This is a genomic window from Micromonospora sp. L32, assembly GCF_052068055.1.
Classification (GTDB): domain Bacteria; phylum Actinomycetota; class Actinomycetes; order Mycobacteriales; family Micromonosporaceae; genus Micromonospora; species Micromonospora purpureochromogenes.
Genome location: NZ_JBQHDD010000008.1, coordinates 287,490 through 313,342 on the forward strand (window position 1 = coordinate 287,490; position 25,853 = coordinate 313,342).

General features: G+C 75.7%; 19 protein-coding genes and 1 rRNA gene. 3 read left to right on the forward strand and 17 right to left on the reverse strand.

The genetic code is table 11. From position 1 onward, the window contains the following. Nucleotides 1-307 precede the first annotated feature (307 nt). The 9 genes from ACTMTB_RS23230 to recN all read right to left on the reverse strand — a co-directional run bounded on the left by ACTMTB_RS23230 (nt 308) and on the right by recN (nt 13,384). Nucleotides 308-913, reverse strand: a complete 606-nt coding sequence (locus ACTMTB_RS23230; protein ID WP_441148346.1) for an NUDIX domain-containing protein — start codon at nt 911-913, stop codon at nt 308-310. Then, nucleotides 910-2,661, reverse strand: a complete 1,752-nt coding sequence (locus ACTMTB_RS23235; protein WP_441148347.1) for a CTP synthase — start codon at nt 2,659-2,661, stop codon at nt 910-912. Before ACTMTB_RS23235 ends, ACTMTB_RS23230 begins: the two co-directional genes overlap by 4 nt. A gap of 149 nt (nt 2,662-2,810) precedes the next feature. After that, complete coding sequence (locus tag ACTMTB_RS23240; protein ID WP_441148348.1) at nt 2,811-5,345, reverse strand: hypothetical protein; 2,535 nt, start codon at nt 5,343-5,345, stop codon at nt 2,811-2,813. Further along, nucleotides 5,345-6,511, reverse strand: a complete 1,167-nt coding sequence (locus tag ACTMTB_RS23245) for a glycosyltransferase family 4 protein (protein WP_441148349.1) — start codon at nt 6,509-6,511, stop codon at nt 5,345-5,347. The genes ACTMTB_RS23240 and ACTMTB_RS23245 overlap by 1 nt, the downstream gene beginning before the upstream one ends. A gap of 238 nt (nt 6,512-6,749) precedes the next feature. After that, a complete protein-coding gene (gene murJ / locus ACTMTB_RS23250) occupies nt 6,750-8,441 on the reverse strand; it encodes a murein biosynthesis integral membrane protein MurJ (RefSeq protein ID WP_441148350.1) in 1,692 nt (563 codons plus the stop codon). Between the two features lies 1 nt (nt 8,442). Continuing rightward, complete coding sequence (locus ACTMTB_RS23255; RefSeq protein ID WP_441148351.1) at nt 8,443-9,303, reverse strand: hypothetical protein; 861 nt, start codon at nt 9,301-9,303, stop codon at nt 8,443-8,445. A gap of 58 nt (nt 9,304-9,361) precedes the next feature. Continuing rightward, on the reverse strand, nt 9,362-10,300 hold the full coding sequence (locus tag ACTMTB_RS23260) for a copper transporter (protein WP_441148352.1): 939 nt from the start codon (nt 10,298-10,300) through the stop codon (nt 9,362-9,364). Nucleotides 10,301-10,328: 28 nt separating this feature from the next. Beyond that, nucleotides 10,329-11,507: a putative cytokinetic ring protein SteA gene (gene steA, locus ACTMTB_RS23265; protein ID WP_210779694.1), complete on the reverse strand. Its 1,179-nt coding sequence runs from the start codon at nt 11,505-11,507 to the stop codon at nt 10,329-10,331. Nucleotides 11,508-11,626: 119 nt separating this feature from the next. Next, a complete protein-coding gene (gene recN / locus ACTMTB_RS23270) occupies nt 11,627-13,384 on the reverse strand; it encodes a DNA repair protein RecN (RefSeq protein WP_441148353.1) in 1,758 nt (585 codons plus the stop codon). A 79-nt stretch (nt 13,385-13,463) separates the two neighbouring features. Between recN and ACTMTB_RS23275 the strand changes: the two genes are divergently transcribed. Further along, nucleotides 13,464-14,444 (forward strand): helix-turn-helix domain-containing protein, encoded by a 981-nt coding sequence (locus ACTMTB_RS23275; RefSeq protein ID WP_441148354.1) that lies wholly within the window; start codon nt 13,464-13,466, stop codon nt 14,442-14,444. Between the two features lie 219 nt (nt 14,445-14,663). Here the strand turns inward: ACTMTB_RS23275 and ACTMTB_RS23280 are convergent, their stop codons facing one another. The 5 genes from ACTMTB_RS23280 to ACTMTB_RS23300 form a co-directional block, all read right to left on the reverse strand. Next, nucleotides 14,664-18,398: a S8 family serine peptidase gene (locus tag ACTMTB_RS23280; protein ID WP_441148355.1), complete on the reverse strand. Its 3,735-nt coding sequence runs from the start codon at nt 18,396-18,398 to the stop codon at nt 14,664-14,666. A gap of 212 nt (nt 18,399-18,610) precedes the next feature. Continuing rightward, a complete protein-coding gene (locus ACTMTB_RS23285; protein WP_088962661.1) occupies nt 18,611-19,495 on the reverse strand; it encodes an NAD kinase in 885 nt (294 codons plus the stop codon). Between the two features lie 97 nt (nt 19,496-19,592). Further along, nucleotides 19,593-20,453: a TlyA family RNA methyltransferase gene (locus tag ACTMTB_RS23290; RefSeq protein WP_441148356.1), complete on the reverse strand. Its 861-nt coding sequence runs from the start codon at nt 20,451-20,453 to the stop codon at nt 19,593-19,595. Between the two features lie 20 nt (nt 20,454-20,473). After that, entirely contained in the window at nt 20,474-20,740 is a 267-nt protein-coding gene (locus tag ACTMTB_RS23295) for a hypothetical protein (RefSeq protein ID WP_210779545.1), read from the reverse strand. 25 nt (nt 20,741-20,765) lie between these two features. After that, the gene (locus ACTMTB_RS23300; protein ID WP_441148357.1) at nt 20,766-21,416 is read right to left on the reverse strand and encodes a phasin family protein; all 651 of its coding nucleotides are present in this window, start codon (nt 21,414-21,416) and stop codon (nt 20,766-20,768) included. A 112-nt stretch (nt 21,417-21,528) separates the two neighbouring features. Here ACTMTB_RS23300 and ACTMTB_RS23305 point away from each other — a divergent pair, with 112 nt between their 5' ends. Continuing rightward, the gene (locus ACTMTB_RS23305; protein ID WP_154937954.1) at nt 21,529-21,864 is read left to right on the forward strand and encodes an SCP2 sterol-binding domain-containing protein; all 336 of its coding nucleotides are present in this window, start codon (nt 21,529-21,531) and stop codon (nt 21,862-21,864) included. 39 nt (nt 21,865-21,903) lie between these two features. On the opposite strand, the gene ACTMTB_RS23310 is transcribed toward ACTMTB_RS23305, so the two are convergent. Both ACTMTB_RS23310 and ACTMTB_RS23315 read right to left on the reverse strand, forming a co-directional pair. After that, nucleotides 21,904-22,926 carry an HAD-IIA family hydrolase gene (locus tag ACTMTB_RS23310; protein WP_441148358.1) on the reverse strand — a complete coding sequence of 341 codons (1,023 nt, stop codon included), beginning with the start codon at nt 22,924-22,926 and terminating at the stop codon, nt 21,904-21,906. Continuing rightward, nucleotides 22,923-23,900 (reverse strand): Replicase polyprotein 1ab, encoded by a 978-nt coding sequence (locus ACTMTB_RS23315; protein ID WP_441148373.1) that lies wholly within the window; start codon nt 23,898-23,900, stop codon nt 22,923-22,925. Before ACTMTB_RS23315 ends, ACTMTB_RS23310 begins: the two co-directional genes overlap by 4 nt. Here ACTMTB_RS23315 and ACTMTB_RS23320 point away from each other — a divergent pair, their 5' ends adjacent. Further along, a complete protein-coding gene (locus ACTMTB_RS23320; RefSeq protein WP_441148359.1) occupies nt 23,901-25,688 on the forward strand; it encodes a hypothetical protein in 1,788 nt (595 codons plus the stop codon). It begins immediately after the preceding gene. 90 nt (nt 25,689-25,778) lie between these two features. Here the strand turns inward: ACTMTB_RS23320 and rrf are convergent. After that, nucleotides 25,779-25,853: ribosomal RNA gene (gene rrf, locus ACTMTB_RS23325) — 5S ribosomal RNA — on the reverse strand; the annotation flags it as partial.

Sequence of the window (25,853 nt, forward strand, 5' to 3'; positions counted from 1 at the left end):
CACGCCGGGTGTCCACGCCGCCGCGCTCGGTGCCCGCCGGTCCGCGCCCCGGCACCCGGCGCACGGGCCACCCCGACGCGGACCCCGCCGATCCGAGGGGCCGACCGAGGGCCACCACCGCCGCCGCGCTTTGCGGCGTGTCGCGGTGTCCCGGCGGGCGGATACCGCGACACGCCGCAAAGCGCGACGCAGGCACCGGTGCGGCAGGCGCCCGGTGCGCGCGACGTGATGGAGCGAGCGGCAGGTGGGGGCGGAGACGCGGAAGGGCCGCGCGGCGAACCGCGCGGCCCTTCCGGGGCGTACCCGTTCAGCGGGGCAGCGGGGCGTCGGCCCGGCGCAGCACCGACCAGCCGGCGTCGCGGGCCCGGGCGGCGGCCAGCAGCCCGGCCACGCACGGACCGTTGGTGATCTCCCCGGCCAGCACCATGCCGACCGCCTCGTCCAGGTCGAGCCGGACGATCTGGATGTCGGCCTCCTCGTCGCGGCGCTCGTGCCGCTGCTCGGCCGGCACGTCGGCGAGGTCGCGGGCGAGGAAGACCCGGACCACCTCGTCGGAGAAGCCCGGCGAGGTGTGCACGTCGACCAGCAGGTCGAGGGTGCCGGCGGTCAGGTCGGCCTCCTCGGCCAGCTCGCGGGCCGCGGCCGCCGGCAGCGGCTCGCCGTCGACGTCCATCAGCCCGGCCGGCAGCTCCCAGAGGTGCCGCCCCACCGGCTGCCGGTACTGCCGGACGAGCACCACCTGGCCGGCGTCGTCGAGGGCCACCACGGCGACCGCGCCGACGTGCCGGACGTAGTCCCGCTTCGCGGTGCCGCCGCCGGGCATGGTCACCTCGTCGGTGACCACCGAGAAGATCCGGCCCTGGAAGCGCTCCTGCCGGTCCCGCAGCTCGTAGCGGTGCTCGACGGCGCTCACGAGGCGGACGCCGCCTTCGCCGTAGCGCCGTTGCGGGACGCCTTCTTCGCCGTCGGGGCCTCCGCCATCGCGTCCAGGTCCACCGGCAACTGGTCGGCCTCCGAGTACGCCACAGCCGCCTTCACGAACGCCGCGAAGAGCGGGTGCGGGCGGGTCGGGCGGCTCTTCACCTCCGGGTGCGCCTGGGTGGCCACGAAGAACGGGTGCAGGCCGCGGTCCAGCTCGATGAACTCGACCAGCCGGCCGTCCGGCGAGGTGCCGGAGATGTGCAGGCCGGCCTTGGTGAGCTGGTCGCGGTAGGCGTTGTTCACCTCGTAGCGGTGCCGGTGCCGCTCGCTGACCTCGGTGCTGCCGTACGCCTCGGCGACGAGCGAGCCCTCGGCCAGCGTCGCCGGGTACGCCCCGAGCCGCATGGTGCCGCCCAGGTCGCCCTTGCCGGCGACGATGTCCTCCTGGTCGGCCATGGTGGCGATGACCGGGTGCGTGGCCTCCTCGTCGAACTCCAGCGAGTTGGCGCCGTCCAGGCCGGCCAGGTGACGGGCCACCTCGATGGTCATGCACTGCAGGCCGAGACAGAGGCCGAGCAGCGGAATGCCGTTCTCGCGGGCGTACCGGGCGGTGCCGATCTTGCCTTCGATGCCGCGCACCCCGAAGCCGCCCGGGATGACGATGCCGTCCGCGCCGGCCAGGGCCGCCGCGGCGCCGGCCGGGGTGACGCAGTCGTCGCTGGGCACCCAGCGCAGCTGCACCCGGGCCCGGTGGCCGAAGCCGGCGGCCCGGATCGCCTCGCTCACCGACAGGTACGCGTCGGGCAGGTCGACGTACTTGCCGACCACCGCGACGGTCACCGTGTGGTGCGGCTGGTGCACCCGGTCCAGCAGGTCGTCCCAGCTGGCCCAGTCGACGTCGCGGAAGGAGAGGCCGAGCCGGCGCACCACGTACGCGTCGAGGCCCTCGCGGTGCAGCACCTTCGGGATGTCGTAGATGCTCGGCGCGTCCGGGGCGGCGACGACCGCCTCCCGGTCCACGTCGCAGTAGAGCGAGAGCTTCTCCTTGAGCTTCTCCGGGATCTCCCGGTCGCAGCGCAACACGATCGCGTCGGGCTGGATGCCGATGTTGCGCAGCTGGGCCACCGAGTGCTGGGTCGGCTTCGTCTTCAGCTCGCCCGAGGGCGCCAGGTACGGCACCAGCGAGACGTGCAGGTAGAAGCAGTTGTCCCGGCCCAGGTCGTGGCGCACCTGGCGGATCGCCTCCAGGAACGGCAGCGACTCGATGTCGCCGACGGTGCCGCCCACCTCGGTGATCACCACGTCCGGGATCTGGCCGTCGCCGTCCGGGTCGGCCATGCCGAGGATCCGGGACTTGATCTCGTTGGTGATGTGCGGGATCACCTGGACGGTGTCGCCCAGGTACTCGCCGCGCCGCTCCTTGGCGATCACGTCCGAGTAGATCTGGCCGGTGGTGACGTTCGCCTTGCCGGACAGGTCCCGGTCAAGGAAGCGCTCGTAGTGCCCGACGTCGAGGTCGGTCTCGGCGCCGTCATCGGTGATGAAGACCTCACCGTGCTGGAACGGGTTCATCGTCCCCGGGTCGACGTTGAGGTACGGGTCGAGCTTCTGCATCACCACACGCAGCCCGCGCGCGGTGAGCAGATTGCCGAGGCTGGAGGCGGTGAGGCCCTTACCCAGCGAGGAGGCGACGCCCCCGGTGACGAAAATGTGCCTGGTCGTCCGTGCTGAAGGGGCCAAGGCCTGCTCCCGTGTCGTCCGTAGCGGTCGTGCGAACCGCCGTGCCGATCAGCAAAGTGATCACGCGATCCACGGGATTCCACGGTAACACCTCTCCGGCCGGGGCGGGCGTCGCACCCACCCCGGCCCGCGTCGGAGCCCGCAGCGGGTCAACCCGTCGTGACCTCGGTCGATGTCGGGGTGGCCGGCTCCCCGGCCCGCGCGGCGGGCACGCCGGCACCGCGGGCACCGCCCGCTCCCGCCGCCCGCTCCCCCGCGCTCCGCCCACCACCGTCGCCGTCGCCGTCGCCGTCACCGGCCTCGCTGCCGGCGGTGCCGGCGGTGTCGCCATCGTCCCCGGCCTCGCTGTCGGCGGTGCGGGCGGTGTCGCCGGTCGCCGTACTCGGGTCACCGGAGCCGCCCTCGACCCCGGCCGGAGCCGCGTCGTCGGCCGGGGCCGCGTCCCGGGTGCCCGCGCCGTCGGGCGGCGGGCGGTCGGCGCGCGGGTGCTCGTCGGCCGTGGTGGTGCTGCCCCCGCCCGGTCCGCCGTCCGGCGCGTCCCCGGCGGGCGGGCCGGCCGGCCCGTCGCCGCGCTGCCGGCCGGCGCCCGGCTGGGTGCGGTCGGTGGAGTGGTCGAGCACCCGCAGCGAGGCCAGCGCCGCCATCGGCACCACCAGCGCGGCGGCCGCCCCGGCCACGTCCAGGGCCGAGCCGCCGAGCAGCCCGCCGATCACCGCCGCCACGGCGGTACCGGCCATCGCCGCCCGGATCGCCGGGTAGATGCCGAACAGCCGCATCAGCCCGCCCCAGGGCTGGAGCAGGGCGAACCACACCAGCAGGGCGCCGACCACGGCGAGCAGGGTCAGCGGGCTGTTCACCAGGGTCTCGAAGTTCGCGGTGCTGGAGCGGTGCACCGTCAACCCGCCGGTGCCGTCGCCCAGGGCGGCGAGGAACCGGCCGAGGCTGCCCCGCTCCTCCGCCGGCCGGCGCAGGTCCACCACGGCGTACCCGATGGTCAGCGCCAGGCCCGCCATGGTGGCCCAGACCAGCCGGCTGACGGTGAGCCAGCCGCCGGTGGAGATCGCCGCGGCGACCGCCACCCCGGCGGTGAGGGCGACCGCGCCGATCGGGTCGGAGCCGAGGTACGGGCTGCCGACCACCACCGCGGCCGTCCCGCCGACCGTCACCACCACCATCGGCCGCCACGCCCGGCGGAACCGCTGGGCGAGCCAACCGGCGCTGAGCAGCGCGCCGGCGAGGAACACCCCGAGGCCCACCGTGCCGAGCCCGGAGAACCGGCCGCCCTCCAGCGCCGAGTAGCCGACCACGCCGTTGAGCTGCAACCGGGCGCCGCTGAGCACGTCCGCGCCGACCACCAGGGTGGCCAGCCCGGCGACCGCGCCGAGCGGGCCGAGGGTGCGGTCGTGGCCGGGTGCGAGGCGCACCAGGGCGGTGGCCGCGACGATCAGGGCCACGGTCACCAGCGCGAACCACCAGCCGGCGTGGTCCACCCGCCACCAGGGCACCGCGTCGGCGAGCAGCGCGGCCGGCACCGCCAGCGCGACGGCGATGAGCAGCAGCTCCACGGTCGCCACCACCCGGCGGGAGACCGGCGGCGGGCTGTGCGGGCCGGCGAGCCGGCGGGCCCGGCGCAGCAGCGGCAGCACGGTCACGAAGAGCGCCACCTGCGCCAGGGCGAGCAGGGCGAAGAACCAGCCGGCCACCCTGCGCTGGGCGCCGGCCTCCCGGTCGGCGTCCGCCGGGGCGGCGATCGCGGCGGCCAGGTCGTCCGGCCGGCCGTCGACGCGGATCGCCGGGCGGCCGAGGAAGAGCCGCTCGGGCATCGGCCGGCCGAGCGCGGCGAGCGCGGTCGGGGCCAGGTCGACCAGTTGCAGGTAGCCCTCCCGGCCGGTGCTGGCGGAGGTGAGCAGGCCACCCTCCCAGCCGGGGCCGTCGGCGACGGCCACGTGCAGCCGGGACGGAGTCTCGGTGTCGGAGACCCCGGCCACCATCACCAGCGAGCGGGGCGGGCGGGCGGCGAGCACCGTGGCCAGCGCCGCGTCGACCCGACGGGCCTCGGCGGCCCGGGTCGCCGGGTCGTCGCCGGCCACCGTGCCCAGGTCGACGATGCTCAGCACGCAGGAGCCGAGCAGGCCGGCGGGGTCGTCGGGCAGCTTCGGCGCGTACCGGTCGACCCGGCCGAAGGGACGGGCCGCGGCGACGGCGGCGCCGGGGCCGATCGCCACCGAGCAGCGCACCGACTCCGACAGCGAGCCGGGCACCGCCCCCCAGGGCAGCCGTTCCTGGTTGTGCAGGACCACGCTCTCCTGGTCGGGCAGGTTCGCGCCGATCCGGTCCGGCTGCTCGATCGTCACGCCGACCGGCGGGCAGGCGCCCTCCTGCCGGCTGCCGTTCCAGGCCGCGTAGCTGCCCGCGCCGAGGGTGAGCCACCCGTCCACCGGGCAGGTGGGGCGGTGCGCGGAGCGGGTGGACAGCGAGCCGATCGAGCCCTGCTGGGCCATCCGCCACAGGGTCGGGGTGGTCTGCGGGTCGACGTCGTCCCAGCGCAGCCCGGCCACGCCGGCGAGCACCACGAAGTCGGCGGTGCGCCGGGGCGCGCCGGTCTCCGGGCGGGCCGCCAGGGCGGTCACGCCGAGCACCACCACCAGCAGGGTGAGCAGGACCGGGGTGAGTCTGCGCAGCATCAGCGGCGTCCCGTCGATCCGGTGTCCGCACCGGGCGCGGCCGGCCCGGCGGCGTCGGGACCGAACTCGGCGTAGAGGTCCAGCAGCGCGGCGACGGTGTCCTCCTCGGTCGGCCAGGTCGCGGCGCGGGCGGCGCCGCGCCGGGCGAGGTCGGCGCGGAGGCTCTCGTCGTCCAGCAGCGCGCGCACCGCCGCGTCGATCGCGTCGACGTCTCCCGCCGGCACCAGCACCGCGGCGTCGCCGACCAGCTCCGGCAGGCCGCCCACGGCGGTCGCCACCAGCGGTACGCCGGCCCGCAGCGCCTCCTGCGCGAACAACTGCCGGGCCTCCCAGTCGCTGGTGACCACCGCCAGGTCCGCGCCGGCGAGCAGGTCCGCCACGTCGGTGCGGTGGCCGAGCAGGGTCACCGGCGCGCGGGCGGCGGAGATCCGGGCGGCCAGTTGCAGGTACGCCGGTCCGCTGCCGGCGATCACGACGGCCGGCGGTGGGGTCCGGGTACGCCAGCGGGCCGCGGCGTCGACCAGCACGTCGTACCGCTTCTGCGGGTGCAGCCGGCCGACGGAGAGCACCAGCGGCTGGCCCGGTACGACGCCGAACTCGGCGCGTACGGCGGCGCGCCGGCGGCGCGGGGCGGGCAGGGTGGGTGCGGCGACCGGGGCGAGCCGGGCGTCGGCGGCGCCCAGCGCGGCGGCCCGCTCGACCAGGTCGGCCGAGGCGCCGAGCGCGACCCGGGCGGAGCGGGCCACGACCCGCTCGGCCAGTCGGGAGAGCTGACCGCGCACCCCGCCGGCGAGCACCGCGTTGTGCCAGGTGACCACGACCGGCGCGGCCGGCCGGGCGAGCGTGGCGACCAGACCGGCGCGCAGCCCGTGGGCGTGCACGACCCGTACCGTCTCGGCGGCCAGGGTCCGGCGCAGCGCGGACACGGCCCGCGCGTCGGCCGGGGTGGGGCTGGCCGGGATCTCCACCGGGGCGAAGCGCGCGCCGACGGCGGTGAAGTCCCACTGGTCCTGGGTGGCGGCGGGCCCGCACACCAGCACGGGGACGCCGGCCTCGGTGAGGCCGCGGGCCACCGAGCGGACGTGCTGCCCGACCCCGCCGGTGCTGGAGGCGAGCAGCAGGACGACCGTGCCCTGCGAGCGCGGCGCCGAGGAAGCGTCGGTCATCGGTGCTCACCTTCCGTTCGCGACTGCGGGGCTCGCAGACCCGGCTCACTCCTCGCGCTCACCGCGACATCTTCCGCTCGCGACTGCGGGGCTCGCAGACCCGGCTCACTCCTCGCGCTCACCGCGACATCTTCCGCTCGCGACTGCGGGGCTCGCAGACCCGGCTCACTCCTCGCGCTCACCGCGACATCTTCCGCTCGCGACTGCGGGGCTCGCAGACCCGGCTCACTCCTCGCGCTCACCGGGACACCGTCTCCTTCCCGTCATCCCGTTCCGGCCGGCCGCCCTCCTGCGCCTGGTCGGGCCCCGGGCCGCGCCGGCGCGGGCGCAGCCGGCGGCCCACGCTGGCGAGCAGCGGCCGGACGTCCGGCCGGTCGGCCAGGTAGGCCACGCCGAGGAACACCACGCCCACCACGGCCCCGGACAGCATGCCCTGAACGAGTGCCTCCGGTGTCGTCGGGGTGCCGTCGGCGACGTCGGCGAGCCACCGGGCGGTGAGCGCGCCGGCGGGCGCGGCGAGCGCGGCGGCGAGCACACCGGCGGTGGCGGCGCGGCCCGCGCCGGACAGGGCCGCCCGGCCGGCCGAGCGGGCCACCGCGGCCAGCAGCAGGCCGCCGAGGAGCAGCATCCCCAGCGAGTTGGCCAGGGTCACCGCCAGCACCCGGTCGCGCAGCGGCAGCGCCGCCCCCAGCGCCAGCGCGGCGGCCGGCACCGACAGCCAGCCGAGCGCGGTGGCCCAGGTCGCCGTCCGGGTCTCGCCCCGGGCGTACAGGGCGCGGGTGAGCACCGCGAAGAGTCCGTAACCGAGCAGTCCAGGGGCGAAACCGGCGATCGCGGCGGCGGCGGCCGGCGCGGTCTGCGCCGGGAAGAAGAAGTACCCGATGGGCGTCGCGACGCCGACCAGGGCGGCGGCGCCGAGGCTGCTGAAGATCAGCACGCCGCGCACGGCGGGGGCGAGGGTCCGCCGGTAGGCGTCCTCGTCGGCGGCGGCCCGGGCCGCGGCCAGCGTCGGGTATGCGGCGACCGCCAGCGGCACCGCGAGCACCGCCCAGGGCAGCAGGTAGACGGTCTGGGCGAGGTTGTACACCCCGGGGTTGGTCGCCGCGCCGTAGGTGACCTGGTTGAGGCTGACGATCAGCGCGATCTGCTGGGTGGTGACGGTCACCGCGCCGGCCACCGCCAGCCCGCCGACCCGGGTCCGGGCGTCGGCCGGGAAGCCGTACCCGGGGCGCAGCCGCAGGTCGAGCCGGCGCAGCGGGACCAGCAGCGACAGCGACAGCACCACCACCCCGGCGGTGGTGCCACCGGCCAGGATCAGCTCCCCCGCGCTACTGACCTCGGCGACCGTGGCCAGCCGCCCCTCGACGGCGGTGAAGGCGAGGTAGACCGTGATCACGGTGGCGCTGCTGAGCAGCGGAGCGATCACCGGCCAGGCGAACCGCCGGTGCGCCTGGAGCACGCCGGTCAGCACGATGCCGATGCCGTAGAGCGGCAGTTGCGGCGCGAACAGCCGCAGCATCCGCTCGCCGCTGTGCTGCTGGGCGACGCTGAGGCCGTCGCCGAGCAGGCCGACGATCGGCCCGGCGGCCAGCACCACCAGCACCGCGAGGGGCACCAGCAGGGTGACCGTCCAGGTCAGCAGCGCGCCGGTGGTGGCGGCCACCGCCCGCCGGTCGCCGGCCGCGACCGCCCCCGCCAGCAGCGGTACGACCAGGCTGGCCAGCGCCCCGCCGGCGACGATCTCGAAGATGAAGTTGGGTACGGCGTTGGCCACCACGTACGCGCCGCCGAGGTCGGTCGGGGCCAGCGTCCAGGTGAACACGGCGGTACGACCGAAGCCGGCCAGGCGGCTGACCACGGTGAGGACGGCGATGAGGGCGGCCGCTCCGGCCACACGGCCGGCGCCGGCGAGGGGTGCCGGTCTGGTCACGTCAGCCGGATCGCCGACCCAGGGCGTCGAGTTCGCGCAGGCCGGGGGTGCGCTGGATGACAGCCGTGAAGCTGACCTTCTCGCTGGCCGCGGTGAGCCCGGCGAGCACGGCCAGGATCCCGGCCCGCCCGACCGGCCCGGTCCGGGCGGCCAGCGCCACGCCGAGCACCGCGCCGAGGGCGTTGGCGCCGCTGTCGCCGACCATCACCTGCTCGTCGAGGTCCTCGCCGAGCAACCCGCCGGCCGCGCCGACCGCTCCGGCGGCGATACCGCCGTGCGGGCCCCGGGTCAGCGGGGCGCCGAGCAGCAGGCCGGACTTGAGGGCCCGGCCGGGGCGCAGGTCGAGCAGGTTGAGCAGGTTGGCGGTGCCGGCCACCACCCCGGCGCCGAGGAGCACGTCGACCGCGCGGGCGAGGGGGCGCTGCCCCGCGCGCTGGGCGGCGACCCGGGGGTCGGCGGCGAGCAGGACGGCCGCGCCGAGCCCGGCGGCACCCACCCCGAGCACCTTGATCGTGCCGGCGGTGACCCGGCCCTCGCGCAGCGCGGCCAGGTGGCCGGTGAAGCCCTTCGCGGTCTTCTGCTCGGGCCGCCCGCCCACCACGTCGTCGTAGAGCCCGACCGCGCCCGCGCCGAGGCCGGCGACCAGCGCCGCCGCGCCGGCGGGGACGCTGGTGGCACCGAACGCGCCGGCACCCGCCGCGCCGACCGCGAGGGCCGGGCCGGCCGCCAGGGTGACGGTGCGGCCGCGGAAGTTGGTCCGCTCCAGCGCCGGGGCGGGCGGGGCGGTACGGATCTCGCGCAGCGCGTACCGGGCGGTCGCGGCGCCGACGGCGGCGGCCAGCAGCCGCCCCAGCCCGTTCACGCGGCCCTGCCGGATGCGACGCTCGGGTGGACTCCGGTCACCGGGGTACGTCGTTCGCTCACTGGGGCAGTCTAGGCAGCAGGGACGCGGCGTTGTCGCCGACGCCGTACTGGCCGGCCTTCTTTTCGGTGAGCTGCTGCACCAGGGCGAGGCTGGTGACCAGCTGGCCCTGCACGGTGTTGGCGTTGTCGACGGTGGTGATGGTCTGGGCGAGCACCGGGTCGCCCCGGACGATCGCGACCAGGTTGCCGCCGGCCGAGCCGTTGCCGCCGACCACGATCGAGCCGGTCCGGTCGAACTGCTCGGCGACCTTGACCACCGACTCGTCCTTCTTGGCGGAGTCCTTGTCCACGTACGGCTGCCCGCTGACCAGCACGACGGCCTCGGCCGACCCGGTGACCTTCTGCTCGGTGGTCAGGTAGCCGTTGTTGGCGTACGAGTTCAGCACCGCGCGGCGGTCGGCGTCGGTGACGGCGGGGGTGCCCTGGGCCCGGTCGAGCAGCACGCTGGCCAGCAGGGCGCTGGAGGTCTCCACCCCGTTGCCGTTGCCGGGCAGCGCGGAGGCGGGCGCGGTGGGCCGCGCGGCGGTCACCGCCAGCTCCATCAGGTTGGTGTTGTTGTCCGGGTTGATGAACTTGTCCTGCAGGTCGACCCGACCGGTCACGTCGGCCCCGCCGAGTTCGAGCATCTTCAGCACGCCCTCGGTGTGGTCGCGGCCGGTGGGCAGGCTCAGCACCAGCACCCGCTTGCCGGTGAGCTTGCCCGGCAGGACGACCTGCGCCAGTTGGGCGGCGAAGTCCTCCTCGAGCTCCAGCTCCTTCTGCATGTTGTTGACCGACTGACGCATCTGCTGGTTGTCCTTGCGCAGCGCGTTGACGTTCTCCTTGAGCGAGTCCGCCACGGGGCCGTTGAGGGCGGCCGTGCCGACCACCAGGCCGATGGCCAACGCCAGGAAGACCGCGGTCAGGGACACCACGTGGTACCGGAAGTTGATCACGCTTGCAGCCTCTTGATCGGTCGGGGAGCTAGAAGAGCTGGCCGAGCTGGAACACGAAATTGTCCCACCACTCCGAGACCACGCCCAAATACGCCTTCCCGACGGTGGAGACCGCCACCGCGGAGGCCATCGCGGCGACCGCCGAGAGGACCAGCAGCAGCAGCGACGAGCCCGAGATGCTCTGCCGGTAGAGCCGGCTCACGCCCTTGGCGTCGACCAGCTTGCCGCCGACCTTGAGCCGGGTGAGGAAGGTCGAGGCCATGCCGCCGCGGCCCTTGTCCAGGAACTCCACCAGCGTGGCGTGGGTGCCGACGGCGACCAGCAGCGAGGCGCCCTTCTCGTCGGCCAGCAGCATCGCGAGGTCCTCGCTGGTGGCGGCGGCGGGGAAGGTGATCGCCGGCACGCCGAGCCCGGTGACCCGGGCCAGGCCGGGCGCCCGCCCGTCCGGGTAGGCGTGCACGATCACCTCGGCGCCGCAGCGCAGCACGTCGTCGGTGACCGAGTCCATGTCGCCGATGATCATGTCGGGGGTGTACCCCGCCTCGACCAGCGCGTCCGCCCCGCCGTCCACGCCGATCAGCACCGGCTTGAACTCCCGGATGTACGGGCGCAGCACGTCCAGGTCGTCCTTGTAGTCGTAGCCACGGACCACAATCAGGCAGTGCCGGCCCTGGACCTGGGTCTGGATGTCCGGTACGCCCACCCCGTCGAGCAGCAGGTCGCGTTCCTGCCGCAGGTAGTCCATGGTGTTGGCGGCGAACGCCTCGAGCTGGACCGACAGCCCCTCCCGGGCGTCGGCCATCGCCTTGGCCACCGTCTCGGCGTCCTGGAGCTCCCCGTGGGCGACCGGCTCGTCGCCGACGTAGACGGTGTTGCCCTCGATCCGGATGGTGTCGCCCTCGCGGATCCGCTCGAACACCCCCTCGCCCAGGTCGTCCAGGAGCGGGATGCCGGCGCCCACCAGCACCTCGGGGCCGAGGTTGGGGTAGCGCCCGGAGACCGACGGCTTGGCGTTGAGCACCGCGGCGACGCCGACGGCGACCAGCGAGTCGGCCGCCACCCGGTCCAGGTCGACGTGGTCGATCACCGCGATGTCACCGGGGCGGAGCCGGCCGACCAGCCGTTTCGTACGACGATCGAGACGTGCGGTGCCGAGGACTGAGCCCGGTTCCGCGTTCCGGGTCCGGCGCAACGTGGGTAGACGCATCGTGACCATCCTGGCATGTGAGGCAGGCTTTTCTGTCGCGACATGCCTGAGCAGGGCCGCCTACCCAGGGAAGCACACCGGAGCGCAGGCCGGTGTGCTTGCGCTCACAATAGCGACGGTCAGGGCCGCCTTTCCTTGGCCGCCACCGCCAGGAGTTCCTCCGCATGCGCGATACCCAGGTCGGAATCGGGCAAACCCGCGAGCATCCGGGCCAGCTCCCGGGCCCGCTCGGTGTCCTCCACCACACGGACCCCACTGGTGGTCACCGCTCCCCCGGTGTCCTTCGCCACCACGAGGTGCCGGTCGGCGAAGGCGGCCACCTGGGGCAGGTGGGTGACCACCAGCACCTGGTGGCTGCGGGCCAGCCGGGCCAGCCGGCGGCCGATCTCCACCGCCGCCTGGCCGCCGACGCCGGCGTCCACCTCGTCGAAGACCAGCGTCGGCGGGCCACCGGAGCCGGCGAAGACCACCTCGATGGCGAGCATCACCCGGGACAGCTCGCCGCCGGAGGCGCCGCGCTGCAGCGGCAGCGAGGGCGCGCCCGGGTGGGCCAGCAGCCGCAACTCGACCTCGTCGGCGCCATCCGGGCCGATGCCGGCCTCGACGCCGTTGACCGTGAGGCTCGGCTCGGCCCGGCCCACCGGCCGGGAGACCACCGCCACGTCGATCCGGGCGTGCGGCATGGCCAGCCCGGCCAGCTCGACGGTGACCTGCTCGGCGAAGCGGGTCGCCGCCTCGTGGCGGGACGTGGACACCCGGCCGGCCAGCTCGGCCACCTCGCCGGCGAGCCGGGTGGCCTCGCGGTCCAGCTCGTCGAGCAGCTCGTCGGAGTTGTCCAGGTCGGACAGTCGGGTGCCGGCCCGCTCGGCCCAGGCGATGACCCCGTCGACGTCGTCGGCGTACTTGCGGGTCAGCGCGCGCAGCGCGGCCCGCCGCTCGTAGATGACCTGCAACCGGGCCGGGTCCGCGTCCAGCGCCGCCAGGTACGTCGACAGCTCGGCGGAGACGTCGGCGACCAGGGTGGCCGCCTCCTCCAGCCGGACCGCCAGCTCGCCGAGGGCCGGGTCGGTGCCGGCCTGCGCCTCGAGGGTGCGCCGGGCGGTGCCCAGCAGCGCCGTGGCGTCGGGCGTCTCGTCGGCGGCCTCCGCGCCACCGGCGACGCACTGGTGGGCGAGCTGCGCCGCGGTGCGCAGCCCCTCGGCATGCTCCAGCCGCTGCGCCTCGGCCTTCAGCTCGTCGTCCTCGCCGGGCTGCGGGTCGACCCGGGTGATCTCGTCGAGGCCCAACCGCAGCAGGTCCGCCTCCTGGTTGCGGGCGCGGGCGTTGCGCCGGCGGTCGGCCAGGTCGTCCACCACGTGCCGCCACCGGCCGTACGCCTCGCGCAGCGCGTCGAGCAGCTTCTCGTGCTCCGGCCCGGCGAACCGGTCCAGCGCGGCGCGCTGCTCGGCGGGACGCAGCAGGCGCAGCTGGTCGGACTGGCCGTGCACCGCCACCACCTGCTCGCCGACCTCGCCGAGCATCGACACCGGCATGCTCCGCCCGCCCAGGTGGGCCCGGGACCGGCCCTCGACGGTGACCGTGCGGCTCAGCAGCAGCGAGCCGTCCTCGTCGGGCTCGCCGCCGGCGTCGACGATCCGGGCGTGCACCGCGTCGGCGAGCCGGCCACCGAGGCGCAGCCGCCCCTCGACCACCGCCCGGCCCGGCTCGGCCCGGACCCGCCCGGCGTCGGCCCGGCCACCGAAGAGCAGGCCGAGGCCGGTCACCACCATGGTCTTGCCGGCACCGGTCTCGCCGGTGATGACGTTCATCCCGCCGGTCAACGGCAGCGTGGTGTCCTCGATGACGCCCAGTCCGGTGATGCGCAGCTCTTCCAGCACAGCAACCGACAGTAGACGCGGCCCCCGACACTTGACCAGCCGGCGACGCCGGGGGGAGTCGTGCGTACAGTTCAGCCCCGTGTTGGACGTGATCGGCCTGACCCCGGACGAGGAGGAGCTGTACCGCCGCCTGGTGCAGCTCACCGTGGCGCGGGCCGACGAGCTGGCCCGGTCGCTGCGCCGCCCGCGCGCCGAGGTCGTCGCCCAGCTCGACACCCTGCGCGACAAGGGGCTGGTCCTGCCGACCGGTCCCGACCCGGACGGGCCGCTGCGGCCGCTGGCCCCCGACGTCGCGCTCGGCGAGGCGTTGCTGCGCCGCCAGGAGGCACTGGAGGCGGCCCGCGCGGCGGTCACCCGGCTCACCGAGGAGTACCGGGCCGGCCTGCGCCGGCACGACGCCGACCACCTGGTGGAGGTGATCACCGGCGCCGGGGTGCTCCGGGAACGGCTGCGCGACGTGCAGAACTCGGCGCGCAGCGAGGTGCTCTGGTTCTGCCGGGCGAACCCGCTGACGATGCCCGGATCGGAGAACGTCGAGGAGTTCGACGCCCTGGCCCGCGGGGTGCGCTACCGGGCCATCTACGAGCGGGAGATGCTCCTCGAACCGGGCGGGCTGGCGGACGTGGAGCTGGGCGTACGCGCCGGCGAGCAGGCCCGGGTGCTGGACCGGCTGCCGGTCCGGCTGGCCATCGTGGACGCCCGGACGGCGATCTGCCCGCTGGTGCCCGACCGGGACATCGGCGAGCCGAGCGCCGCGGTGATCGGCCGCAGCCAACTGCTCGACGCGCTGCTCGCCCTCTTCGAGAGCCACTGGCTGGTGGCCACTCCGCTGCGGTCCGCCACCACGCCGGCCGGCGACGCGGACGGCTACCTGCCGGACGCCGACGAGGTCCGGCTGCTCTCGCTCTTCGTGGCCGGGGTGCCGGACAAGTCCATCGCCTCCCAGCTCGGGGTGAGCCGGCGCACCGTGCAACGCCGGCTCGCCGACCTGATGACGGTCGCCGGGGTGGACACCCGCCCCGGCCTGGCCTACCAGGCCGCCCGGCGCGGCTGGCTCTGATCCGCCGACCGGCCCCACCACCAACCGCCCGCCGGCCCGCCACTGACCGCCGGCCGGCCCCGCACCGGCCGAGCCGCCGCCGGTCCCGCCACCCGAAGGCGGTGCCGGCGGCGGCCACTGGCCGGCCCGGTCCGGTTGCCCACCATGTTCTGGCGGCAGCCGGACGGGCCGACGGAGGCGTCCGCGCGGGAGGGGGGTCGACCCGCGCGGACGCCCGGCTCAGCGCAGCCCGTACGCGTCGATCACGGTCTGGTCGACGACGTTGCCGGCGCTGTCGGCGGCGTGCACCCGCAGCGACACGGCTCCCTTGCCGGCCGGCACCGACGCGGTGTACCGGGTGTCGGTGCCGTGCACCGGCACCGACCGCCAGGTCGCGCCGGAGTCGAACGACACCTCCACCCGCAGGCTGGTGCCCTTCGGGGCCGATACGCCCGCCGGCTGGCGCAGCGTCAGCTCCAGCTGGTGCGGACGCCCACCGGCAACCGTGCCGCGCAGGTCGGCGGGGACCCGGTAGTCCACCTGGAGCAGCGGCAGCGGCTGGGCACTGTCCCCGGCCGGGCGGGCCGAGGTGAACTCCCAGGCCGTCTCGGTCCGGGTGGCCCAGCGCCACTCGTCCGACGACCGCCGCGTGGTGACGTCCAGCCGGTAGCGGGCCGAACCCGGGGTGGTCGGAACCGGTGCCCAGCCGCCGGAGAGGTCGGCGATCTGCTGCCCGTCCCGACTCAGCCGGCGCTCGACGGTGTCCTGCTCCTCGCTGAACCCGGCCGGGCTGTAGTGGCCGTCGGCGTCGACGAACTCGGCCACCCGCAGGTCGAGGTTGTCCCCGGTACGCGTGGGCACCGCCACCCCGGGACCCGCCGGCACGGCCGGCCGAGACACCGGCGCGTGCCAGGTTTCGGTGACCCGGTCGTCGGCGGCGTACTGCCGGGGCTGCTGCGTGGAGCCCCCGGTCAGCCGGCCCCAGGACCAGGGGAGCTTGTGCAGCACCCGCTGCTGCCACCAGTTGTCCCCGGCGCTGACGAACTCCTGCCGCATGGTGCCGGTACGCACCAACCGCTTTTCGTCCATCCAGGAGTACTCCTGCCAGGGCCGCCAGCCGAACCGCTGCTCGCCGGCCCAGTCGAACCCGCCGGTGTCGGCGTAGCGGGCGGTCACCTCGGCGGTGTTGTCCGCGGTCACCTGGTGCACGATGCGGTCCGGGATCCGCCCCTTCGACACCTGCCACACGTCGTACAGGTAGGGGCTGTTCGGGGTCAGCGTCAGGTCCAGCGTCACGCGTCCGGCCTTTGCCGCCGCGATCATCCGCTGCCCGTCGTCGTACGCGACCACCATCGACGGAATCGGCAGGCGGTCCCCGTCGGGAACCCAGACCGTCCACGCGCTCCAATCCGCCGGGCGGACCATGAGCACCATCGCGGCGCCCGCCGCGGCGGCATCGGCGACGATCTGGTCCTCCGCGACAACCTCGGGGCTGCTGGCGACCAGCGCGGCCGCACCTCGGACCCCGGCTCGGGACAGCTCGGCGGGGGTGCCGTCGCCCGCCCACACCAGCGGCAGCCTCCGCCGGCCGTCGGGAGCCGGCGACTGGTGCAGCAGGTTGATGTCCAGCGGACCGGAGACGTTGCTGACCTTGGCGTCCACCATGGGAGCGACCAGCTGCCACCGCGAGGAGAACTCGAACTCGCCCTGACTCACCGGCCGGGTGGGCGTGACGTTCACTTGCTGGACCGTGCTGAACTCCATCACTCCGTGGTCGACCTGCCGGCCGTTGCCGAAGATCCGGTGCTCGAAGAAGCTGATCACCGCCCGCTGCTCGGTCGGCTTCGGCGTCTCGATCCGCACCGGCGTGGCCTTGCGCGGGTCGAGCACCACGGTGAGGTCCCGGTCGACCATGAGCTCGGGATCGGTGACCAGGGTGAGCTGCTCGTCCAGCGGTGCGCCGTGATGGATCAACCCCTCGAGCAGGTACGGGCCCTCCTCGACCTGCACCTGCACCTCGCCGGGGATCCAGCCGAGCTGGTCCGACTCGCGGTGTTCGCCGAAGAGGGTGAACACCGTCGCCACGCCGGACTGCCCGGCCATGTCCAGCGCCCGCAGGGTGACGGTGTGGATCGGGCCACTGAGGGTCAGCCCGACGGCCGTGCGTACCGCGACACCGTCCGGGCCGGTGGCCACCAGCCACCCTCCGTGCACTCCCCGGTCCAGCTTCGCCGGGTCGGCGTGCAGCGCGACGTTCACGCTGCCGCCGGCCGGCACGGTCACCTCCGTGCCGTCGAGCGACACCCCGTCCGGCTCGGCCGCACCGCGGTCCAGGTTGCGGAGCTCCAGGGCCAGCCGCAGGGTCTGCGGGGACGACGTGCCGTTGGTGTACGTAACGGTCCGCTCCACCGCCGCACCGCCGGTGTTCACCCGGCCGAAGTCGGCAGTGGCCGAGCCGTACACCCGCTGGCTCAGCGCGCCGGCCACGTCAACCCGGCCGCCGCCCTGCTCGAAGACGGTCAGCGCGGGGTTCGCCTTCGTCGTGCTGACCAGCGCGTCCTTGAGCTTCCCGGCGGTCCAGTCCGGGTGCTCCTGGGAGAGGATCGCCACCGCGCCGGCGACGTGCGGGGTCGCCATCGACGTCCCGGACGCCCGCGTGTACGCGTCGCCCACCGGCGTACCCATGGTGGTGCCGGCGGCGCGGGCGGCGACGATGCCGACGCCCGGGGCGGTGATCTCCGGCTTCAGGCCGTTGTCGCCGAGCCGGGGGCCGCGGCTGGAGAATCCGGCCAGATTGTCGTCGCGGTCCACCGCGCCGACGGTGAGCGCCGCGGTCGCGGCGCCCGGCGAGCCGACGGTTTGCGCCGCGCCCGAATTGCCGGCGGCGATCACGAAGAGGGTGCCGGTCTCGGCGGTGAGGTCGTTGACCGCCTGGCTCATCGGGTCGGTGCCGTCGGTGGCGTCGCCGCCGAGGCTCATGTTGACGACCTTGGCGCCGGAGTGGGCGGCCCACTCCATGCCCGCGATGATCCCCGAGTCGTATCCGGTGCCGTTGTCGTCGAGCACCTTGCCGACGAGCAGCCGCGCACCCGGCGCCACGCCCTTGCGCAGCCCGCCGGAGGCGGCGCCGCTGCCGGCGATGGTGGACGCCACGTGGGTACCATGGCCGTGCCCGTCCTGCGCGCTGCCGGTGCCGCTGAAGTCCTTCGCCTCGACGATCCGCCCGGCCAGGTCGGGGTGGTTCGCGTCGACCCCGGTGTCCAGCACGGCGACCTCGACACCGGCGCCGTCCCGCCCGGCCGCCCAGGCCGTCGGGGCGCCGATCTGCGGCACGCTGTGCTCCAGGTCCGCGCGCACCCGCCCGTCCAGCCAGACCCGGTCGATGCCGGCGCCGAGCCGGACCGGCGCACCGGCCGCGGTACGCGCCTGCGGCGTGCCGCGGAGCGTCGTCCACAGCCCGCCGAGCTCCTTCTTGCCGACCTTCAGCGCGGCGCCGTTGATGCTCTCCAGCGGGCGGGCGGCGGTGGCCCCGGCGAGCGGACGGACCCGTCCGCCGGCCGGCTGCTGGTAGCGCACGATCAGTGGCAACGCGCCCTGAGCGGCGTCGCCGTACCCGTCGGCGACCAGTTCCTGCACGTCGAAAAGCTCGGCGTCGAGCACACCGGCGGAGAGGTACGGCACGACGTCGCTGGGCAGCACCCGCAGCCCACCGTCGGCTTCGATGGTGTGGAAGGTGATCCGGTCCCGGCCGGGGCCGGGGTGGACGGTGGCGGCGACCCGACCGGGTGCGGCGGGAGCCAGCTCCACCTGGTCGCCGGTGATCAGGGTGATGCGGGCGGGCGCGCCGCTCGTGGCGGTCGTGGCCGAACTCGGGCCACTGGGCCGGGCGGGCGGGTCGGCGGACGCCGGTGCGGTGAGTCCGACCACCAACGCGCCGACCGCGCCGGCACTGAGCCAGCGTGGGGACCGGTGCATGCGATGTACTCCTCTACTCCGAGGCCGGCCTCGGGGAGGTCGGCGCTCCGGAGTCTGCGCCGAAGATCATCGCTGGGTCACTAGGGAAGGCCCGCCGCACCGGCGACATGTCGCCAGGTGGACACGGGGCGACGGCGACCCGCACGGCCGCGTGTCCGACGCATGGCCGGCACGGGCCGGCGGGTACGTGCGCCGCCCCGCCCGGTGGGTGCTCAGCGCCGGCTGCCGCGCCAGCCCTGCACCGGCAGCCCGAACTTGGCCACCAGGCGGTCGGTGAACGGCCGGGCCCGCAGCCGGACGATGCGCACCGGCAGCGCGCCGCGGCGCACCGTCACCCGGGCGCCCGGCGGGAGGTCGAAGACCCGCCGGCCGTCGCAGCAGAGCACCGCGAGGGTGGTGAACGGGTCCACGGTGATCGAGAACGTGGAGGTCGGCGCGGTCACCAGCGGGCGGCTGAACAGCGCGTGCGCGCTGATCGGCACCAGCAGCAGGGCCTCCACCTCGGGCCAGACCACCGGGCCGCCGCCGGAGAACGCGTACGCGGTGGAGCCGGTGGGGGTCGCGCAGACCACCCCGTCGCAGCCGTACCGGGACAGCGGGCGGCCGTCGACGTCGACGAGCAGCTCCAGCATCTGGGCCCGCTCGCCCTTCTCGACGCTGATCTCGTTGAGCGCCCACGACTCGATGGTCGGGCCGCCGTCGAACTCGGCGGTCACGTCGAGGGTGAGCCGTTCGTCCACGGTGTAGTTGCGCCCGACCACGTCGCGGACCGCCACGTCGAGGTCGTTGATCTCGGCTTCGGCGAGGAAGCCGACCTTGCCGAGGTTGATGCCGAGCAGCGGCGCCTTGGCGGGGCGGGCCAGCTCGGCCGCGCGCAGGAAGGTGCCGTCCCCGCCGAGGGCGAAGACGATCTCGGCGCCCTCGGCCGCCTCCGGCCCGGTCACCGGCACCACGCCAGGCAGGTCGAGGTCGTCGGCCTCCTCGGCCACCACCCGCACCTCGAAGCCGGCGGCGATGAGATCGGCGGCCACGGCCCGGGCGTGTTCGGTGCTGCGCCGCCGACCGGTGTGCGTCACCAGCAGCGCGGTGCGGCTCACCGGGCCACCCGCCCGTGCGTGCCGCCGGGACTCACCCCGTCGCTGTCGCCCACCGGATCCGCCTCTCGTCCCCCGCTCGTCGGGTTCCGCTCGTCGCTCACCCTGTCACCTCCCCGGTCCGGTCCGCCGGCAGATCGCCGGCGGTGGCCGGGCCCTCGGGCCCCGCCGCCACCACGGCCCGTACCCGCTCGGGGTCGGCCGCCGGGGCGTCCCGGCGTAACCATACGAAGAACTCGACGTTGCCGCTGGGTCCCGGAAGTGGACTGGCCGCCACGTCGGCCAGGCCCAGCCCGAGCCCGGCCGCGGCGGCGGCCACGTCGAGCACCGCCTCGGCCCGCAGCGCCGGGTCGCGGACCACGCCGCCGGCACCCACCCGCTCCTTGCCCACCTCGAACTGTGGCTTGACCATCAACGCCAGGTCGCCGTCGGCGCGGGTGCAGCCGGCCAGCGCCGGCAGCACCAGGCGCAGCGAGATGAACGACAGGTCGGCCACGGTCAGGTCCACCTCGCCGCCGATGACCGCCGGGGTCAGCGTGCGGACGTTGGTGCGCTCGAAGACCTTCACCCGCTCGTCGGTGCGCAGCGGCCAGGCGAGCTGGCCGTACCCGACGTCCACCGCGACGACCTCGGCGGCGTCGGCGCGCAGCAGCACGTCGGTGAAGCCACCGGTGGAGGCACCCGCGTCGAGGCAGCGCCGCCCGGCGACGGTCAGCCCGCCCGGTGCGAACGCCGCGAGGGCACCGGCCAACTTGTGGCCGCCCCGGGAGACGTACTCAAAGCTGGGGTCCTCGCCGGTGACCAGCAGCGGGTCGGCCGGGTCGACCATCGCGGCGGCCTTGCGCGCCGGCACCCCGCGCAGCTGGACCCGGCCGGCCTCGACCAGCGCGGCGGCCTGCTCCCGGGAACGGGCCAGGCCGCGGCGGACGAGTTCGGCGTCGAGGCGGGTACGACGTGCCATGGGGTGGTTCTCCGGTCGGTTCAGGCCTGGTCGATGGTGGCGAGGGTCTCCCGCAGCGTCTGGTACGCCGCCTCGTACTGGGCGATCTGGTCGGCCGGGGGCAGCCCCTCGGCGTTGATCATCGCCTGCACGGCGGCGTCGACGGCCGGGTGGTGCGCCTCCTCGACGTCCTCGTACCCGGTCGGCGGCGGCCCCGGCCGGGGCCCGGGCGGCGGACCGGGACGCGCCCCCGGTGGCGGCCCCGGACGCGCGCCGGGCGGCGGCCCGGGGCGGAACGGGGCGCTCACCGGGCGCTCCGGGCGGCGGCGGGCGTCATTCCGCGCCGCCGGTGGTGCGCTTGCGCGGGGCGGCCTTCTTCACCGGCCGGGCCGGCGACGTCGCGACGTCGCCGGTGGTGGTGCTCACCGACGCCGGTGGCTTCTTGGCGATGGCCTTCTTGGCGATGGCCTTCTTGGCGATGGCCTTCTTGGCCACGGCCTTCTTCGCCACCGCCTTGGTAGGGGCGGGGACCGGCGGGGCGGCACCCGTGGAGCCGGCGGCCGTGCCACCGCCGGGGCCGGCCGCGTCGCCGGCGGTGGCCGGACCTGCCGCGCCGGTCGGGGCGACACCCGACGGGGTGACGCCGACCGGCGACGTGCCCGGCAGCGGCCCGCCCGGGACGCCCTTGGCCTCGCGCAACTGCCGCTCCAGCTCGTGCACCCGGCGGGTCAGCTCGGCGACCTCGTCGGCGGTTGCCAGACCGACCGCCCCGAGCGCCCGGTCCACCTCGAAGCGGACCAGCTTGGTCAGCGCCTCACGGTTGGCGGCGCCGGTGGAGACGAGTTCCTCGGCGAGCGCCTGGAGCTGGGCGGCGGTCGCGCCGCCCGTGCCGACCAGCCGCCGCGCGGCGTCCTGGGCCTTCTTCCGGGGCGCCTCCGTCAGGCCCATGGCCAGCTCGAGGTAGGCGCGCCACGCATCCTGCATGCCGGTTTTCCTTCCGCGGGGCGGGGTGTGCGGGTCTCACGCTACCGGGCGCCCCGGACGACCCATTGCGGTACGGTGCCGAGGAACGGCGTGGCGGGTGTGAGGAGACGATGTGGCCAGCGTGGACGAGTGCCGGCAGGCGTTGCACGACCTGGCGAGCCGGTTGGAGCGCCACGCCGAGGTGGGCCAGCGCATCGACCTGGACCGCACGCTCGCCTGCCGCGTCACCGACCTGGACACCGCGTTCCACGGCCGGATCACCGGCGGTCGGCTGGTCGACCTGGCCGACGGCGACGACCCCAAGGCCAAGATCGCCCTGATCACCGGCAGCGACGACCTGGTCGCCCTGGTGCACGGTCAGCTCGACATCACCAAGGCGGTCGCCTCCCGCCGGGTCTCGATCAAGGCGAACCCGTTCGACCTGATGAAGCTCCGCAAGCTGCTCTGACGGTTGGCGCGGCGCCACCGGCCGCGGTGGCCGGGCCGGTCAGGCCGACAGGCCGAGCGCCGCGAGGGCGCGTTGCGCCTCCGGCGTCGCCGGGCGCACGTCCGCGGCGTCCACCGGCGCCGACCAGGCCGCCGCGCAGAGCGCCACGAGGGCGTCCAGCGGCCGTCCCGCGCCGCGCAGCTCCAGGCCGCCGTCGACCCGGGCGGCGGACCAGCCGCCGGTGTCCGGCTCGCCCGGCACCCGGGCCACCGCCGCCGGGTCGAAGAGCCCGGCCAGGTTCATCGCCACGTACGTCGGCCGGCGCGACTCGGGCGCCGCCAGCAGTTCGGGTACGTCGCTGACGCCGGTCAGCACCAGCAGGCTGTCCAGCCCGGCACGGCGGGCACCCTCGATGTCGGTGTCGAGGCGGTCGCCGACGACCAGCGTCCGGCCCGCGCCGGCGCGGCGGGCGGCGGTGGCGAACAGGGCCGCCTCGGGCTTGCCGACGACCACGTCCGGTTCCCGGTCGAGGGCGTGCCGCAGCGCGGCCACCAGCGAGCCGTTGCCGGGCAGCGGGCCACGGCCGCTGGGCAGCGTCCGGTCGGTGTTGGTGGCCACCCAGGTCGCCCCGGCACGGATCGCGACGGACGCCTCGGCCAGGTCCGCCCAGCCCACCTGCGGGCCGTACCCCTGGACCACCGCGACCGGCGACTCGTCGGCGCGGGCCACCGGGGTGAGCCCGGCGGCGCGGATCTCGGCGCGCAGCGCCTCCGCGCCGACGACCAGGACCGGCGCCCCGGCGGGGAACCGGTCGCGAAGCAGCTCGGCGGCGGCCGCGGCGGAGGTCAGCACCTCCTGCGGCTCGGCCGGCACGCCCATGCCGGTGAGCAGGTCGGCGACCTCGCTCGACCGGCGCGAGGCGTTGTTGGTCGCGTAGGCGACCGCGCGGCCGGCGGCGTGCAGCTGGCCGACCGCCTCGACCGCGCCGGGGATCGGCCGGTCGATCAGGTAGATCACCCCGTCCAGGTCGAACACGACCAGGGTGTACCCGTCGACCAGCCGATCCCCGGCGACCTCGGTCATCGCTGGTCCGACTCCGACCCCCGCCCGGCCGGCTCGTCGCCGGCCGGCGGCACCGCGTCGCTCACGGTCGACTCGGCGTCGCTCACGGTCGACTCGGCGTCGGTCGCGCGCGGCTCGGCCGCGACGGCCGTGGCCGCCTCGTCGGTGAGCTCGTCGTCGGTGAGCCCGTCCGCGTCACGGTCGTCGTCCTGGTCGCGGTCGTCGTCGTCCTCGTCGTCCTCGTCGAAGTCGTCGTCCTCGTCGCGGTCGTCGTCCTCGTCGTCGAAGTCGTCGTCCTCGTCGTCGCGACGGTCCTCGTCGGTGAGGTCGCCGGCGGCGGCGGTCAGGTCGACGTCCGGCTGGGCCGGCACCGCGCCGGGCGCGCCCGGACCGGTGGCGATCTCCTCGGCCGGCTCGTCCTCCTCGTCGCCCTCGATCAGCACGCCGTCGAGTTCGAGCAGCCGCTCCGCCGCGTCGGTCTCACCGTCGGTGTCGACGTCGGCGGCGCGGGAGAACCACTCGCGTGCCTCCTCGCGACGGCCGACGGCCAGCAGCGCGTCGGCGTAGGCGTAGCGCAGCCGGGCCGTCCACGGGTCGGTCGAGTCGGTGGTCAGCTCGGGAACCTGGAGCATGGCCACCGCGGCGTCCTTCTGCCCGAGGTCCCCCCGGGCGCCGGCGGCCACGATCAGCAGCTCGATGGCGACGGCCTGGTCGAGCTTCTCCCGGTCGGCGCCCCGGAACAGGTCGATGGCCCGCTCCGGACGCCCCAGCGCCCGCTCGCAGTCGGCGAGCACCGCCAGGTGGCTCTGCAACCCGGTCATCCGGTGGTACGTCCGCAGCTCGGCGATGGCCGTCTGCCACTCCCCGGCGTGGTACGCGGCCAGCCCGACCGCCTCCCGCACCGCGGAGATCCGCGAGGCCAGCCGGCGGGCCGCCATCGCGTGGGCGAGCGCCTCGGCAGGGTCCTCGTCGATCAGCTGACCGGTCGCGACCAGGTGCCGGGCGACGGTCTCCGCCACCGGCTTGTTCAGCGAGAGCAGCTCGGCGCGGACGGCCGTGTCGAGGTCGGTCGCGGAGATCTCGTCCGGCAGCGCCGGCGCGACCGCGCGACCACCCTCGACCTCGTCCTGCCGCCCACGGTCGGGGCCGAAGCCACCCTCGCGGCGCCGGTCCTCGACGCCCCGCTGGTCGTCACGACGCGGCCGGTCACCGTAGCCGCCGCGCTCGCCGCCACGCTCGGGCCGCTCGCCACCGCGGTAGCCGCCCTCACGGCGGTCACCGCCACGGTAGCCGCCCTCACGGCGCTCGCCGCCACGGTAGCCACCCTCACGGGGCGCCTCGCCGTCGCGGCGGAAGCCACCCTCGCGGCGCTCACCGCCGCGGTAGCCACCCTCGCGGCGCTCGCCGCCGCGGAAGCCACCCTCACGGGGCGCCTCGCCCTCGCGGCGGAAACCGCCCTCACGCCGCTCCCCGCCTCGCGTGTCGCCCTCACGGCGCTCGCCACCACGGAAACCGCCACCACGGGGCGCCTCGCCGTCCCGGCGGAAGCCACCTTCGCGGCGCTCGCCGCCCCGGGTGTCGCCCTCACGGCGGAAGCCACCCTCACGACGGTCACGGTCACCGCCGGCGAAGCCGCCCTCACGGCGCTCGCCGCCACGGTAGCCACCGCCGCGCGGCGCCTCGCCCTCGCGGCGGAAACCGCCCTCGCGGCGCTCGCCGCCCCGCGTGTCGCCCTCGCGGCGGAAGCCACCCTCACGGCGCTCGCCACCGCGGAAGCCGCCACCACGGGGGGCCTCGCCGTCCCGGCGGAAGCCACCTTCGCGGCGCTCGCCGCCCCGGGTGTCGCCGTCACGGCGGAAACCACCCTCACGACGGTCACGGTCACCGCCGGCGAAGCCGCCCTCACGGCGCTCGCCGCCACGGTAGCCACCCCCGCGCGGCGCCTCGCCCTCGCGGCGGAAACCGCCCTCGCGCGGACCGGAACGGTAGCCGCCCTCACGGCGCTCGCCGTCACGGAAGCCGCCACCACGGGGGGCCTCGCCGTCGCGGCGGAAGCCACCCTCACGGCGCTCACCGCCCCGGGTGTCGCCGTCGCGACGGAAGCCGCCCTCACGACGGTCACCGCCACGGAAGCCGCCCTCACGGGGGGCCTCGCCGTCGCGGCGGAAGCCACCCTCGCGGCGCTCGCCGCCCCGGGTGTCGCCGTCACGGCGGAAGCCACCCTCACGGGGACCGGAACGGAAGCCGCCCTCACGACGGTCACCGCCGGCGAAGCCGCCTTCGCGGCGCTCACCACCACGGAAACCGCCACCGCGCGGCGCCTCGCCGTCGCGGCGGAAGCCACCACCCTCACGACGGTCACCGCCACGGAAGCCACCCTCACGAGGCGCCTCGCCGTCGCGGCGGAAGCCACCCTCACGCGGACCCGAATGGAAACCGCCCTCACGGCGCTCGCCACCACGGAAACCGCCACCGCGCGGCGCCTCGCCGTCGCGGCGGAAGCCGCCCTCACGACGGTCACCGCTTGGCGCGTCGCCGTCGCGGCGGAAGCCACCCTCGCGCGGACCGGAGCGGAAGCCACCCTCGCGACGGTCACCGCCGCGGAAGCCACCGCCGTCACGGCCGCCGCGGTCGGCGCCGGAGCCGCCCCGCTGGCCGCCTCGGTCGTCTCGGTCTCCCCGGTACGGGGGACGGTCGTCCCGACGCGGGCCGGCGCCTCGCCCTTCGGGGCGGTCGGCGCGATCCTGGTAACGGCGCGGACGATCTCCGCCCTGCGGTTCTGAACTCACAGGTACATCCTTCCTCATTGCGCCATCAGTGGCGCTACGCAGTCGAGGGCCGACCCGGATGGGGCGGCCCTCGACTGGAAGATTGTCCGGCGGTGTCCTACTCTCCCACACCCTCCCGAGTGCAGTACCATCGGCGCTGGAGGGCTTAGCTTCCGGGTT

What these genes read in the sequence shown, in the direction of transcription:
- ACTMTB_RS23240 (WP_441148348.1), bottom strand. Translation starts at nt 5,345, where the DNA reads ATGCTGCGCAGACTCACCCCGGTCCTGCTCACCCTGCTGGTGGTGGTG.
- ACTMTB_RS23245 (WP_441148349.1), bottom strand. Translation starts at nt 6,511, where the DNA reads ATGACCGACGCTTCCTCGGCGCCGCGCTCGCAGGGCACGGTCGTCCTG.
- steA (WP_210779694.1), bottom strand. Translation starts at nt 11,507, where the DNA reads ATGCGTCTACCCACGTTGCGCCGGACCCGGAACGCGGAACCGGGCTCA.
- ACTMTB_RS23280 (WP_441148355.1), bottom strand. Translation starts at nt 18,398, where the DNA reads ATGCACCGGTCCCCACGCTGGCTCAGTGCCGGCGCGGTCGGCGCGTTG.
- ACTMTB_RS23290 (WP_441148356.1), bottom strand. Translation starts at nt 20,453, where the DNA reads ATGGCACGTCGTACCCGCCTCGACGCCGAACTCGTCCGCCGCGGCCTG.
- ACTMTB_RS23300 (WP_441148357.1), bottom strand. Translation starts at nt 21,416, where the DNA reads ATGCAGGATGCGTGGCGCGCCTACCTCGAGCTGGCCATGGGCCTGACG.
- ACTMTB_RS23310 (WP_441148358.1), bottom strand. Translation starts at nt 22,926, where the DNA reads ATGACCGAGGTCGCCGGGGATCGGCTGGTCGACGGGTACACCCTGGTC.